This window comes from Ruegeria sp. CG8 (genome assembly GCF_056537165.1).
Genome location: NZ_JBQFRA010000005.1, coordinates 110,007 through 123,833 on the forward strand (window position 1 = coordinate 110,007; position 13,827 = coordinate 123,833).

At 59.2% G+C, this 13,827-nt stretch carries 13 protein-coding genes; 3 read left to right on the forward strand and 10 right to left on the reverse strand.

Annotation, left to right across the window (positions count from 1 at the left end; genetic code table 11):
* Window positions 1–33: 33 nt before the first annotated feature.
* From ACR0EF_RS15405 to ACR0EF_RS15415, 3 genes are all read right to left on the reverse strand, one after another.
* Window positions 34–753, reverse strand: a complete 720-nt coding sequence (locus ACR0EF_RS15405) for a helix-turn-helix transcriptional regulator (RefSeq protein ID WP_170373071.1) — start codon at window positions 751–753, stop codon at window positions 34–36.
* Between the two features lie 362 nt (window positions 754–1,115).
* Window positions 1,116–2,402 (reverse strand): crotonyl-CoA carboxylase/reductase, encoded by a 1,287-nt coding sequence (ccrA, locus tag ACR0EF_RS15410; RefSeq protein ID WP_170373072.1) that lies wholly within the window; start codon window positions 2,400–2,402, stop codon window positions 1,116–1,118.
* Window positions 2,403–2,514: 112 nt separating this feature from the next.
* Window positions 2,515–3,900 (reverse strand): 1-acyl-sn-glycerol-3-phosphate acyltransferase, encoded by a 1,386-nt coding sequence (locus ACR0EF_RS15415; protein ID WP_170373073.1) that lies wholly within the window; start codon window positions 3,898–3,900, stop codon window positions 2,515–2,517.
* Window positions 3,901–4,046: 146 nt separating this feature from the next.
* On the opposite strand from ACR0EF_RS15415, the gene ACR0EF_RS15420 reads away from it, so the two are divergent.
* The 3 genes from ACR0EF_RS15420 (at window position 4,047) to deoD (ending at window position 7,174) form a co-directional block, all read left to right on the forward strand.
* The gene (locus ACR0EF_RS15420) at window positions 4,047–6,014 is read left to right on the forward strand and encodes a protein meaA (protein WP_170373074.1); all 1,968 of its coding nucleotides are present in this window, start codon (window positions 4,047–4,049) and stop codon (window positions 6,012–6,014) included.
* Window positions 6,015–6,128: 114 nt separating this feature from the next.
* Window positions 6,129–6,446 (forward strand): H-NS histone family protein, encoded by a 318-nt coding sequence (locus ACR0EF_RS15425; protein ID WP_170343317.1) that lies wholly within the window; start codon window positions 6,129–6,131, stop codon window positions 6,444–6,446.
* A 17-nt stretch (window positions 6,447–6,463) separates the two neighbouring features.
* Window positions 6,464–7,174 (forward strand): purine-nucleoside phosphorylase, encoded by a 711-nt coding sequence (gene deoD / locus ACR0EF_RS15430; RefSeq protein ID WP_170373075.1) that lies wholly within the window; start codon window positions 6,464–6,466, stop codon window positions 7,172–7,174.
* Window positions 7,175–7,203: 29 nt separating this feature from the next.
* Here the strand turns inward: deoD and ACR0EF_RS15435 are convergent, their stop codons facing one another.
* The 7 genes from ACR0EF_RS15435 to sdhC all read right to left on the reverse strand — a co-directional run bounded on the left by ACR0EF_RS15435 (window position 7,204) and on the right by sdhC (window position 13,717).
* On the reverse strand, window positions 7,204–8,049 hold the full coding sequence (locus ACR0EF_RS15435) for an urea carboxylase-associated family protein (protein WP_170373076.1): 846 nt from the start codon (window positions 8,047–8,049) through the stop codon (window positions 7,204–7,206).
* A 316-nt stretch (window positions 8,050–8,365) separates the two neighbouring features.
* On the reverse strand, window positions 8,366–8,506 hold the full coding sequence (locus ACR0EF_RS15440) for a hypothetical protein (protein WP_170343320.1): 141 nt from the start codon (window positions 8,504–8,506) through the stop codon (window positions 8,366–8,368).
* Window positions 8,507–8,642: 136 nt separating this feature from the next.
* Complete coding sequence (locus ACR0EF_RS15445; RefSeq protein ID WP_170343321.1) at window positions 8,643–9,422, reverse strand: succinate dehydrogenase iron-sulfur subunit; 780 nt, start codon at window positions 9,420–9,422, stop codon at window positions 8,643–8,645.
* Window positions 9,410–11,050 (reverse strand): sulfotransferase, encoded by a 1,641-nt coding sequence (locus ACR0EF_RS15450; RefSeq protein WP_367646418.1) that lies wholly within the window; start codon window positions 11,048–11,050, stop codon window positions 9,410–9,412. The genes ACR0EF_RS15445 and ACR0EF_RS15450 overlap by 13 nt, the downstream gene beginning before the upstream one ends.
* A gap of 72 nt (window positions 11,051–11,122) precedes the next feature.
* Window positions 11,123–12,928, reverse strand: coding sequence for a succinate dehydrogenase flavoprotein subunit (sdhA, locus tag ACR0EF_RS15455; protein ID WP_170343323.1), 1,806 nt, complete (start codon window positions 12,926–12,928; stop codon window positions 11,123–11,125).
* Window positions 12,929–12,947: 19 nt separating this feature from the next.
* Entirely contained in the window at window positions 12,948–13,319 is a 372-nt protein-coding gene (sdhD, locus tag ACR0EF_RS15460; RefSeq protein WP_093963475.1) for a succinate dehydrogenase, hydrophobic membrane anchor protein, read from the reverse strand.
* Between the two features lie 11 nt (window positions 13,320–13,330).
* Complete coding sequence (sdhC, locus tag ACR0EF_RS15465) at window positions 13,331–13,717, reverse strand: succinate dehydrogenase, cytochrome b556 subunit (RefSeq protein ID WP_170343324.1); 387 nt, start codon at window positions 13,715–13,717, stop codon at window positions 13,331–13,333.
* Between the last annotated feature and the right edge of the window lie 110 nt (window positions 13,718–13,827).

The window sequence follows — 13,827 nt, forward strand, 5'->3', positions numbered from 1 at the left end:
TGGTTAATTTACCGTGTGGCCCTCGCGCGGGCCTTAAACCACTATTAATCCTCTGCTGAGGGCAGTGGCGATGGCATGGGTTGTATTCAGAGCACCCAGCTTGGACCGGGCGCTTTCGATATAGACACGCAATGTGTGCTCGGAAATAGACAGGGAGTGCGCGACCTGCGCCCGGCTGTAGCCCAAGGCCAGTAGCGTCATCGCGTCGATCTCGCGCGGAGAGAGACCGCGCGCGGATTCAGGTCTGCGGTCCTGCTCGAAATCCAAAGCTTTGCGGTTGAAGTAGTGGGCGAGCAGTATCAACTCGCGGCTGTAGGTCAAGATGAAGGCACCCCAAGCCTCGTCGCTGCAACTGTGGTTGACCGTAAAAAGCGCGAACTGGCCATTCGGCCCACGAATTGGGATCGAATAGCCCTGATTGCCGACACCATGATCCAAAGCATCCTGCAGAAAGGCTTTTGCGACCTTGCCGGACCAGTTCAGAGATTTCCAATTGACCGGATGAAACCGCTGGAAGCAGCCCAGGATTACGGGATCTATTCGGTGATAGTTGCGTTCACGGTATCGGTCGGCCCAAGCATCCGGATAGGTGGTGTAGCCATATTGATCGCCGGCGCCATCGACCCAGTGATAGACGATGTGATCGACCTTCAGTTTGTCCCTGATGCGGACAGCAACCGCACCCAGCTCGTCAAGCGTGCTGGTGTTTTCCAAATCCTCCAGGACCTGGCTCAAATCGAACTGTGTTCCCATTCGACGGCGCTTTTGCCTCATCGTTCAGGGACGCAATTTCGGCCGCGGCGATCAGCCTGGTGTCGTCAAGCTGCTCGGCCAGCGCGGTCAACCCATTCGCAACGGCGAAGGCGTTGAGGTCCGACAATACGTCCAGTATCCACTCATTTCGCGCCATCATGGTCTCTCCGAAACAGTTAACGAAGGGTTAACACAACCATAACATGTACGCTGTTTTCTTGCCTATTCACTGCTTTCTACTCCCCAAAAACAGCGGGTCCCGAATTTGCATGGCATTGAAAAACAATATCCCATCTTCTGAACGCAAAACGCCCGCGAACCGTCTGAACGATTCGCGGGCGCTTGCTTTCAAAGCGCGGTGATCAACCGCGGGCGTCCAGAACCTCTTCCAAGGTCCGCATGCCCGTACGCGGGGCCTGAACCAAGACAGACATGTTGCCCGGCTTGTGCTCGTTCCGCATCATTTTCATGTGCGCCTCGGGCAGTTCTTTCCAAGTGAACACTTCGGACATGCAGGGATCGAGACGCCGCTCCAGCATCAGCCGGTTTGCAGCGGACGCCTGCTTGAGATGCGCGAAATGCGAACCCTGCAGACGCTTCTGGTGCATCCACATGTACCGAACATCAAAGGTCAGGTTGTAGCCGGTGGTCCCGGCGCAGATCACGACCATGCCGCCTTTTTTGACGACAAAGGTCGAGACCGGGAAGGTGCTCTCGCCGGGGTGTTCGAACACCATGTCGACGTTCACGCCCTTGCCCGTGATGTCCCAGATCGCCTTACCGAACTTGCGGGCTTCCTTGAACCACTCGGCATATTCAGGCGTGTTGACCGTGGGCAACTGGCCCCAGCAGTTGAAGTCCTTGCGGTTGATGACGCCCTTGGCGCCCAACCCCATGACGAAGTCGCGCTTGCTTTCGTCCGAGATCACGCCGATCGCGTTGGCTCCGGCTGTATTGATCAGCTGGATCGCATAGGAGCCCAGCCCCCCCGACGCGCCCCAGACCAGAACGTTCTGGCCCGGCTTCAGATCATGCGGCTCGTGTCCGAACAGCATCCGATAGGCAGTGGCCAGCGTAAGCGTATAGCAGGCACTTTCTTCCCAGGTCAGGTGCTTGGGGCGCGGCATCAGCTGTTGCGCCTGCACGTTGGTGAATTGCGCAAATGACCCATCGGGCGTTTCATAGCCCCAGATGCGCTGGCTGGCCGAATACATCGGATCGCCGCCGTTGCACTCTTCATCGTCGCCGTCGTCCTGGTTGCAGTGGATCACGACCTCGTCGCCGACCTTCCAGCGTTTCACCTTGTCGCCCACCGCCCAGACGATGCCCGACGCATCCGAGCCCGCGATGTGATACGGGGCCTTGTGGCCATCAAAGGGGCTGATCGGTTTGCCGAGCGAGGCCCAAACACCGTTGTAGTTGACGCCCGCCGCCATCACCAGAACCAGCACTTCGTGGCTGTCCAGCTTGGGCACATCGACCACCTCCAACTGCATCGCAGTGTCGGGCTCGCCGTGGCGCTCTCTACGGATGGCCCACGCATACATCTGTTTGGGCACATATCCCATCGGAGGGATTTCACCCATCTCATAGAGGTCTTTTTCCGGTGCCTCGTAGGACGCGATGCCGCCGTCGGTGTCCAAAGCCATTGTGGCCTCCTCTGTCAAACGTGTTCGCCGCGACGCAGAATCGCGCGCTTCATAGGCTGGAATATTGGCCTATGAGTAATTTTGCAACCCATTTCGGACCATTATTGAAATTTTATGACCCAGCGGCCGCAGAAATTTCTTTTGCACTCGCAGAACCATCCGGGCCTTCGCTGATGGGCGCTGAGGCCGCATAATACTTCATCAGATCCAGCCGCTCGACCGATGGCGACAGCATACCGTTGTTTCTGCTCAGTATTCGCCGTTCGACCAGTTGTTCGATCGCAGGCGGGATGGCTTTCAGATCTTCGTCCGTAGCGCCCTCCCGCCGCATCAGTTCGTCGATGCGTGACTGAACGTCAGACTCGGAGATGGTGCCGTTTTCGCGAACGAGCCAACACGCGACGGGCGCTGGAACCAAAGGAATCGCCTGGCCAATCCGGCGCATCAGTTCTCGGGCCAGATCCGTCATCAAGTCCGGGCCAGCTTGTTCGCGGAACTCCTGCAGCGAAATGGGCAGGCCGTACCGAACCGAGGCAAGACCGAACCGTTTGTAACGCCCGATGATGCGGCGCCATACCTGTTTCAGGCTCCACCTCGTGATCACGCCGATCCGCGCGCGGAACCGCCGTTCGCTGCCCAGGGCGGCGGCGGTCAGAATCGTATCCTCCAGCACCCGGTCATAGTTCAGCGCAACCGGCACGAACACCACATCCCGCCCATCGGGGCTGGTGCCGTCGATGATGTATTTCAGCAGTCCCAGTTTGGGTCGCCCCAAAGACCCGGTGAGGCTCAGACCGCCCTCGGGGAACATCGCCTGCGTCACACCGGCATTGGTGGCCAGGCGCACATAGCTGGCCAGAACCTGCCGGTAGAGCTCGCTGCCGGACTTGCGTCGGATGAAATAGGCCCCCATCGCGCGGATCAACCGGCTGAGCGGCCACACCCGTGCCCACTCGCCCACCGCATAGGACAGCGCCGACTGTTGCGCGGCCAAATAGGTCACCAGAACATAATCCATGTTGCTCCGGTGATTCATCACAAAGACCACGGTTGCTTTGGGATCGATCTCCTTCAATGCGGCCTCGTCCTCGTGGCTGAGGCGGACATTGTAGAACGCGTTGCTCAACCATCGAGCCACCCGAATGGCAAAGCTGAAATACATGAAGGCCGAAAACGACGGGACGATTTCCCGGGCGTAGCGCCGGGCCTGCTCGAACGCGACCGCTTCGGGGATGCCGTGCTCTTCGGCGTGGTGCTGAACAGCCTGACCAACCTGCGGGTCATAGATCAGGCGTTGGATCATGTCATGACGCTCGGCCAGTTTGAACGGCTGGATCGGCCGTTGCAGGCGCTGGTTCAACCGTTCAACAGCCCGTTCAAGCCGGCGGCGAAAGAACCAGCGCACCGACGGGAACAGGAAATGCGAGGCGAAGGTGACCGCGGCAAACACCACGATCAGAACAAACAGCCAAATCGGTAACTCAACGGTCTGCGTCATGCCCGCACAGTGCCATCAAACCGCCGCCGTCACAATCGGCAGCACGCCGTACATGCCGCAACGCAGCGAATTGACATGTGCTGAAAATTGCGCTTTAGAACCCATGAGAGAAATATTGTTACCCATCGACGCACGAGGCTCTGACCATGACGCAGACGCAGAAAGACCGCCCCTGGCTCATCCGAACCTATGCCGGTCATTCCACGGCCAAGGCCTCGAACGCGCTATACCGGTCCAACCTGGCCAAAGGGCAGACCGGCTTGTCGGTGGCTTTCGATCTGCCGACGCAGACCGGATACGACAGCGATCACACCCTTGCCCGCGGCGAGGTCGGCAAGGTCGGCGTGCCGGTCTGCCACCTGGGCGACATGCGGGTGCTGTTCGACCAGATCCCGCTGGAACAGATGAATACGTCGATGACCATCAACGCCACTGCCCCCTGGCTGCTGGCGCTGTATATCGCGGTGGCCGAGGAACAGGGGGCCGATGTGTCCAAGCTGCAGGGCACGGTGCAGAATGACCTGATCAAGGAATACCTGAGCCGCGGCACTTATGTCTGCCCGCCCAAACCCTCGCTCAAGATGATCGCGGATGTTGCCGAGTACTGTTATTCGAACGTACCGAAATGGAACCCGATGAACGTGTGTTCCTATCACCTGCAAGAGGCCGGCGCGACGCCCGAGCAGGAGCTCGCCTATGCGCTGGCCACCGCCATCGCGGTTTTGGACGAGCTGCGCCCCCGCGTTCCGGCCGAGGATTTTCCGGCGCTGTGCGGCCGCATCTCGTTCTTCGTGAATGCGGGCATCCGGTTTGTCACCGAAATGTGCAAAATGCGGGCTTTCGTCGATCTTTGGGATGAAATCCTGCAACAGCGCTATGGCGTGGAAAACCCCAAGTTCCGCCGATTCCGCTATGGTGTTCAGGTCAACTCTCTGGGCCTGACCGAGCAGCAGCCCGAGAACAACGTCTATCGCATCCTGATCGAGATGCTGGCCGTGACCCTGTCGAAAAAGGCGCGCGCCCGGGCGGTGCAACTGCCAGCGTGGAATGAGGCCTTGGGCCTGCCGCGCCCCTGGGACCAGCAATGGTCGATGCGGATGCAGCAGATCCTGGCTTATGAGACCGACCTGCTGGAATACGACGACCTGTTCGATGGCAACCCGGTGGTCGACGCCAAGGTCGAGGAACTGAAGCAGGGCGCCCGGGCCGAACTGGCCAATCTGGACTCGATGGGTGGTGCGGTTGCGGCGATCGACTACATGAAATCGCGGCTGGTGGATTCCAACGCCGAGCGTCTCAACCGGATCGAGCGCAATGAAACCATCGTCGTCGGCGTGAACCGCTGGACCGAGGGCGAACCCTCGCCCCTGCAGACCGAGGATGGCGGGATCATGGTCGTCGATCCGGCGGTCGAACAGGAACAGATCGCGCGCCTGAACGACTGGCGTGCCGCCCGCGACGAGGCCGCCGTGGCCGCGGCTCTGGCCAATCTGCGCGCCGCCGCGCAATCGGGCGCCAACATCATGGAGCCGTCGATCGCCGCGGCCAAGGCCGGTATCACCACCGGCGAGTGGGCCGAAGAGATGCGCCGCGTCTTTGGCACCTATCGCGGCCCGACGGGCGTTTCGGGCTCGGTCTCGAACAAGACCGAAGGCCTGGACGATCTGCGCGCGGCGGTGGATGCGGTCAGCGACCGCCTGGGGCGTCGTCTGAAATTCCTGGTCGGCAAGCCTGGGCTGGACGGCCATTCCAACGGCGCCGAACAGATCGCGTTCCGCGCCCGCGACTGCGGCATGGACATTACTTATGACGGCATCCGCCTAACCCCCGAGGAAATCGTGAAGTCGGCCATCGAGCAGCAAGCTCATGTGATCGGCCTGTCGATCCTGTCCGGTAGCCACCTGCCGTTGGTACAGGACGTCATGACCCGCCTGCGCGAAGCCGGCTTGGGTGACATTCCGGTTGTTGTCGGAGGCATCATCCCGGACGAAGACGCGGATCGTCTCAGATCAATGGGTGTTGCCAAGGTCTATACACCCAAGAATTTCGAGTTGAATGCCATAATGGGGGATATCGTTTTGCTGGCCGATCCAAAAACGCTGGCCGCGGAATAATCGCCGAGAATTAATTCTATTGCCCATTTCGTTTAAAGAATGGCCATTGATTGGGATTCTCCGTAACGTTGCTTGATGAGTAAAAAATGAATCAGGTGGGTACGGAGAACGACAATGGGCATAAATCTGGACAAGCTGTCGCGTAAGGAATTGCTTGAATTGCGCGATCAGGTCGACAAGGCGCTGGAAAACGCTGAGGCCAGAGAACGTCAGGAAGCATTGTTGGCCGCTGAAAAAGCAGCTGCCGCTTACGGGTTTTCCTTGTCCGACTTGGCGTCTCAGCCCACGCGGTCCGGCAAGGGATCGAAAGCCAAAGCGAAATATCGCAATCCGGCCGATCCGGCGCAAACCTGGACGGGGCGTGGGCGAAAACCGAAATGGGTCCACGAAGCGCTGAAAGCCGGGGCAGATATTTCCGATCTGGAAATCTGAACGGGAAAAGTATCAAAATGACAATTCACATTGGCGCCGAAAAAGGCGAAATCGCCGAGACCGTGCTTTTGCCGGGTGATCCGTATCGTGCGAAATGGGCCGCCGAAACTTTTCTGAACAATGTGCGGCAAATCAACGATGTCCGCGGGATGCTGGGTTTCACCGGCGAATGGAAAGGAAACCCGGTCACCATTCAGGGCAGCGGAATGGGAATGCCGTCGCTGTCCATTTACGTAAATGAACTGATCCGGGACTACGGTGCAAAAACCCTGATCCGCATCGGGTCTTGCGGCGGCATGCAGGAAAACGTGAAGGTCCGGGATGTTATCCTGGCCATGACGTCAACGACGCTCAGCACCCCGTCCCGGGGCATCATGAAAGAGCTCAACTTTGCGCCTTGTGCAGATTGGGGCCTGCTGCAGGCTGCCGCCAAAGCAGCCGAGGCCAAGGGCACGGCAACCCATATCGGCGGCATCTACTCGTCTGACGTTTTCTATGACGAACGCCCCGACCTGAACGAACAGATGGTGCGTCACGGAATCCTGGGTGTCGAAATGGAGGCAGCCGAGTTGTATATCCTGGCCGCGCGGCACAAATGCCAGGCCTTGGCGGTTCTGACCGTGTCCGATCACCTTCTGACCGGCGAGGCCCTGCCCTCGTCCGAGCGCCAGAGCAGCTTTGGTGACATGGTGGAAATTGCGCTGCAGGCCGCCTTCCCGAACGCCTGACACAAACCGGCCCGGGTCACCCCCGGGCCTCAGCGCCCATGCGTACGGTCATAGCCATTGGGCGCTGGACTTTGCCATCCGCTCAGCGTGCCTTCGGCAGGTGCGAAAACCTCGACCAACAGCGGGTGACAGGCGGCGGTATCCGACGAGTGCTCGGACGAGCAATCCCCACCCGGACAGGCGCTGAGGTCTCCCAGAAGGTCGATTTCCGCGAAGAACTCCAAGTAGTCACCCGGTCGAACCGGTGAAGCCTTCATGAAATACTGCCCCGTATCGCGGGTAAAGCCGGTGCACATGAATACGTTCAACACGTCGTGAACCAAACGCTCGGCTACCGGTATTTTCAGACCAGTATGGTCAGCCAGCGCCCGGGTCAGGTTGGAGTGACAGCAATGATGGTACTGAGTTCCCGACAGCAGGTTTCCAGTATAGGGATCGCAACGCGTTCCGATCACGTCATGCACCGACCCGCCGAATTGATCGATTCCATACCAGTCCAAGGTGTCCGCAACAATCGTGGCCAGCGGGCGCAGAAAGGGAAAGCTGGACCATAGCCGCTCGCCGGTCGTGACATGGGTGCCATGCAATGCACGCGTCTTGCCCGAATAGAAACGTTCGTTCAGATCGTGCAGGTTCCACAGGTTCAGGTCGCCGACCTGCGGGCCTTCGACCGAGGTGATCCGAAAGAAGTGTCCGGCCGGCGCCTCAAAGCAGCGTGCATCACGTGGCGGCACCAGAACTTCGGCTGTCTTTCGCGCGCTCTTTCGGGCGTCCAGCAGCAGGTCAAGGTCAACGCTGGGCAGGGTGTCATTTGGGTAGCAAATGACTGGAGCGATCCCGCGGCGGGCGGCGGCATCCGAAGGAGGATTTGGCATTCTGCATCTTTCCGCTGTTTTGCGCAGATTGACCCAGAATGACCTTTGGGAAAACCCCGTTTCCCTCAGGCAAAAAGGCTTATTTCCGTTCGCATCGCGTGGGCTGCGTCTCGGAGACGGAAACCGCTCCGCAATACGCACAACTCCACGTGCCGGCCTGCCTGTGCTGTCGCCACCGGCAGTCCCGGGTCAAAGAAGACGTGCGGGACCGCCAGACAAAATAGGCGAACACGCCGGCGCCGAGCAGAAGCAGAAGAACAGGCATTCCCCTGCTTCGCGCAATATGCGCCGGGACTCAAGACTTGGCTTGGTAAACTCAGGCCGCGTTGGCGTATTCAAACAGCTCAGGCTCTGCATCCTTTGCAGGCTTGACCGGCTCAGGCTCGTAGTAGGCCCAGGCTTGCTCAAGATATTCCAAGGCTTTGGCTGCGTCTGTTTTTTTGGATTCGTTCTTCATCGGAGTGATCCTGTTTCCAATCCGTCACTCCTCCCCGATACCGAACATAGTCTTGGCCGGGGCGGCCCACATCCAATGATTTCGCATGTGGGCCATGCACTTGCCGCAACGCGGCAAGCACGTTGGTCGTAATCGTTCAAACTGCGCGTTCGACCATCATCTTCTTGATCTCGGCAATCGCCTTGGCCGGGTTCAGACCCTTGGGGCAGGTCTTTGCGCAGTTCATGATCGTATGGCACCGATACAGCTTGAACGGATCCTCAAGCTGATCCAGACGCTCGCCGGTGGCCTCGTCGCGGCTGTCGATGATCCAGCGATAGGCGTGCAGCAGCGCGGCGGGGCCAAGGTACCGGTCGCCATTCCACCAATAGCTGGGGCACGAGGTCGAGCAGCTGGCGCACATGACGCATTCGTACAGACCATCCAGTTTTTTCCGGTCTTCGATCGACTGCTTCCATTCCTTTGCAGGGCGGTTGGTCTTGGTCTCCAGCCAGGGCATGATTGAAGCGTGCTGCGCATAGAAATGGGTCAGATCCGGGATCAGGTCCTTGACCACCGGCATGTGCGGCAGCGGGTAGATCTTCACGTCGCCCTTGATCTCGTCCATGCCGTAGATGCAGGCCAACGTGTTGATCCCGTCGATGTTCATCGCGCAGGAGCCGCAGATCCCCTCGCGGCACGACCGGCGGAACGTCAGGGTCGGGTCGACCTTGTTCTTGATGTAGATCAGCGCATCCAGAACCATCGGCCCGCAATCGTCCATGTCGACGAAATAGGTGTCGACCCGAGGATTCTGCCCGTCATCGGGATTCCAGCGGTAGATCTGGAACTTACGCACGTTGCTCGCGCCTTCCGGTTTCGGCCAGGTCTTGCCCGTCGTAATCCGGGAATTCGTAGGGAGGGTCAGTTGGACCATGAGACTACCTCTGTTTTGGCTGCGCGCTGAAGATTGTCTTTTGGAATGCCAGGCGCACCGATTTTCCAATCGGTAACACTGTCCAGCCCTTTGCGCAAAAGGCTGTCTTCTGGCCACATGCTGCCCAGCTTCACGTCGACAGCATGTTCAAATGCCATGTAGCTCGCCGTTGATGGAAGGCGCTGGAATTGATCGACGGCATCTGCACGCCCGGCCGAGCAATAGAGAACCTGGGCATATTCTGCGTCGCCCGCAACTTCCGCCGCTGCCCTGCAAATTGCTTCTCGGTCGACGTCGCGGATTGCGATGCCCTCAGGGAAATGGCTGTCAAAACCCTGTACCGGGCGCAATTGATGATCATAGATGGCCAGCGGAACTCCATCCTGTCCAGAATGCACGGCGAACCCGATCTGGCCTCGGAAAACATGCAAACAGATCCCGTTCGGTAGCTTTTCCGTGGTCTCGGGCAGTTGCTCGCAATCGAAGAGAACACGTTGCAGAAGACAGAACTCGGAATGGCGCTGGGGTATGAGGATGTTCGGCAGCAGCCGGCTTTGAACAACCTCCTGCAAAACCGCCTCCAGCATGTCGGCTTCGACGGCCTTCCAATCGCGCGTTGCCGTTGTTCCATACAGCCCGTAGGACTTAATCGCGTTGACCGAGAAACCTACGTAAGGCGAAATCGCAGCGCGCAGTGCGTCAAGATGCGCTTCTTGGGACGGCACGATCAGAGTCCGCAACAGCGGACTGTAACGATCCGCGCGCGCGATTCGTCTTTGGCGGCGTCTGCTGATCTGATCGGCATCCAGCGCGGTTTTCGCGTGCATGCGGATTGCCTGCCCCTGATAAGAATTTCGGCGCGCCGGCGCCGGAACATTCAACAAGGCCTCGTCCAAGGTCAGTTCGGGCTTTTCCAACCCACGCTGTGCCTGGTTGATCAGGTTTAGATTGTGAAAGACTGTATGCGGTTCCGGCTCTCGGTTTTCACTGCGGTTGCTGTGCTGAAACCCCACACCAGAAGGCTCGTGCTCAAGAAACGCGGTAAAGTCCCGCCAATCATTGTCGGACCCGATGCGAAGATCGAGCAGACAATCCAAAGCGTCCTGCTGCTCAAAAAAGGCGATCACGCTGCGGTTGTGATGCTCGTATTGCGAAATCAGATGTGCCTCATAGCCATGCGGGCATTTCACACCATATACGCTTTGCCTGATCTCGGCTGTCTGTGTCGTAACCGAGTGACGCTTCATCGAGTTTACCCAAACCTCAGCCGAGCTCCGACGGGTCAGGATGTACTTGGCGTCTCGCCCGAAGTCCTGGAACAGATCGACATACATCAGCGACCAAGGCCAGTCCGCAAAGGCATCATGAATGGCGATCATCTCCCTGATCCGTTGAGAATAGCCATTGCTCAAATACTCGTGCAGAGCATCGAGCGAGTAGCCCATCTTTCGGTAGCCCAATGTTTCGAAACCGATCTCCAAAGACGTGGTGGCCGTCTTTGGAAGACCGATCCCAAAAACCTTTGCGACCCGCCCGCCCATCACCATTCCCCGACAATGGCGCCTGCACCAAAAGCACGGCCCAAGTCTGTGGGCACGCAGACAAACGGGTGCTTCGAAGCACCACATTTTTTGTCTATCCGGGTCAGGTTGGCAGGCATGTCAGCTCTTCGGTTTCAACGGGACTGGGTTCGACGCTCCTTAGAAAGTGCGCGCCTTGGGCGCGATCTTTTTAAGGCTGATACCGCCTTCAGCCTCGGTGCTCAGCGGATCGACGATGACCGGGCGATAGCTGAGTTCGACCTTGTTCCCGTCAACCCGGGACACGGTGTGAACACGCCAGTTTTCGTCATCGCGCTCGGTGAAGTCTTCATGTGCATGAGCGCCGCGAGATTCCTTCCGCGCTTCGGCGCCGACGATTGTGGCAAGCGCGTTGGGCATCAGGTTGGTCAGTTCCAGCGTCTCCATCAAGTCGCTGTTCCAGATCAGGCTGCGATCCGTGACCTTGATGTCCTCCATCTTGGCCGCGATTGCAGTCATCTTCTCGACCCCTTCGGCCAGGGTCTTGGCTGTCCGGAACACCGCAGCATCCGCCTGCATGGTTTTCTGCATTTCAAGCCGCAGATCGGCCGTCGGGATTGCACCGCTGGCATTGCGCACCGCATCGAACCGATCAAACGCCTTGTCGACCGAGGCCTGGTTCAGGACCGGGTTGGGCGTTTCGGGGTCGACGACCTTGCCTGCCCGGATCGCCGCCGCACGGCCAAAGACCACAAGGTCGATCAACGAGTTCGACCCCAATCGGTTCGCTCCGTGAACCGACGCGCAACCAGCTTCGCCCACGGCCATCAGGCCGGGCACGACGGCGTTCGGATCGTCGGCGGTCGGGTTCAACACCTCGCCCCAATAGTTGGTCGGAATACCGCCCATGTTGTAGTGCACGGTCGGAAGAACCGGGATCGGTTCCTTGGTGACATCCACGCCGGCGAAGATCTTTGCGCTTTCCGAAATGCCCGGCAAACGCTCGTGCAGGGCTTCGGCCGGAAGATGGCTCAGGTTCAGGTGAATATGGTCGCCTTCGGGACCGACGCCGCGCCCTTCGCGGATTTCCATGGTCATCGAACGCGAGACATAGTCGCGCGGTGCAAGGTCCTTGTATTGGGGCGCGTAGCGCTCCATGAACCGTTCACCTTCCGAGTTGGTCAGATATCCACCTTCGCCGCGGGCGCCTTCGGTGATCAGGCAGCCCGAGCCGTAGATGCCGGTCGGGTGAAACTGCACGAATTCCATGTCCTGCAAGGCCAGGCCGGCACGGGCCACCATGCCGCCGCCGTCGCCGGTGCAAGTGTGGGCCGAGGTCGCGCTGAAATAGGCGCGGCCGTAACCGCCCGTAGCCAGAACCACCATCTTGGCGTTGAAGACATGCATGGTGCCGTCGTCCAGCTTCCAGCAGACGACGCCTTGGCACTGCCCGTCTTCGGACATGATCAGGTCAATGGCGAAATATTCGATGTAGAATTCCGCGTTGTTCTTCAGTGACTGCCCGTACAACGTGTGCAGGATCGCGTGACCGGTCCGGTCGGCAGCGGCACAGGTGCGCTGAACTGCGGGGCCCTCACCGAATTCGGTCGTGTGGCCACCAAAGGGGCGCTGGTAGATCTTGCCTTCTTCGGTGCGCGAGAACGGCACACCGTAATGCTCCAACTCATAGACGGCCTTGGGTGCTTCGCGCGCCAGGTATTCCATCGCGTCGGTGTCACCCAGCCAGTCCGAGCCCTTGACGGTGTCATACATGTGCCACTGCCAATGGTCGGGGCCCATGTTCGACAGCGACGCCGCAATGCCACCCTGCGCCGCAACGGTGTGCGAGCGGGTCGGAAAAACCTTGGTTACGCAAGCGGTGCGCAGACCTTGTTCGGCCATGCCCAGCGTGGCACGCAGACCGGCCCCACCGGCGCCGACCACGACCACGTCATATTCGTGCGTTTCGTATTCGTAAGCAGCCATTTCATTCAGCTCCGGGGTGTTAGAGGGCAATGCGGGCGACGGCGAAGATACCTGCGGCCGCGGCGCCATATGAGAGACACTTCACGAGAATGATCAGAACCTTTTCCATTGTGCCGTGCACGTAGTCCTCGATCATCACTTGGGCACCATCAGCGAAATGCTTGAACCCAACGGCCAGCGTCAGGGCCGCCACGATCGCCGGGAATGGCCGCGAGTAATAGTCCAGCACCACGTCAAAGGGCTGTCCCAGCGTGGGGCCGAAAGTGAAGACAAAAAGCGGGACAAGGATCAGCAGCGCAACCGAGCTGACCTTCATCGCCCAAAAATGTTCGGTACCCGACTTGGCCGATCCCAGGCCTACGGCGCGTTTGCGGTCGGTAAGATAACGCATGTCAGCCTCCCTCAGGCAACGATCAACAGTGTCAGGAAAGTCAGCACAAAAGAGCCGATCACAACCGCCCAGCCCAGCTTGTAGGCTGTCGGGATATCCAGTCCGATCGCGTTGTCCCAGATCAGGTGCCGGATACCGGCCAGCGTGTGGTACCAAAGACCCCAAAGCGACAGTGCCATGACCAAGTCCCCGAGGAGCGACGTGATCACACCATTGGCGCGATCAAAGGCTTCGGGCGACGTGGCCGCGGCCAGGAACCACCAGACGATCAACAGCGCGGCCACCAACATGGCGTTGCCGGTGATCCGGGTCAGGATGGAAGTGACAGAGGTCAACTGCGGACGATAGATCGACAGATGCGGCGATAGCGGGCGGTTCCCCCGATTGACATCGGCCATGGCGGCTCCTTTTGAGGTTGGCTACCGAAGTTTTTACTCCATTTTGCGACCCTGTCACGCGCTGCGCGTGCAAAAAAGATCAAATCACCCGCAATTCGGCCGATAATTCG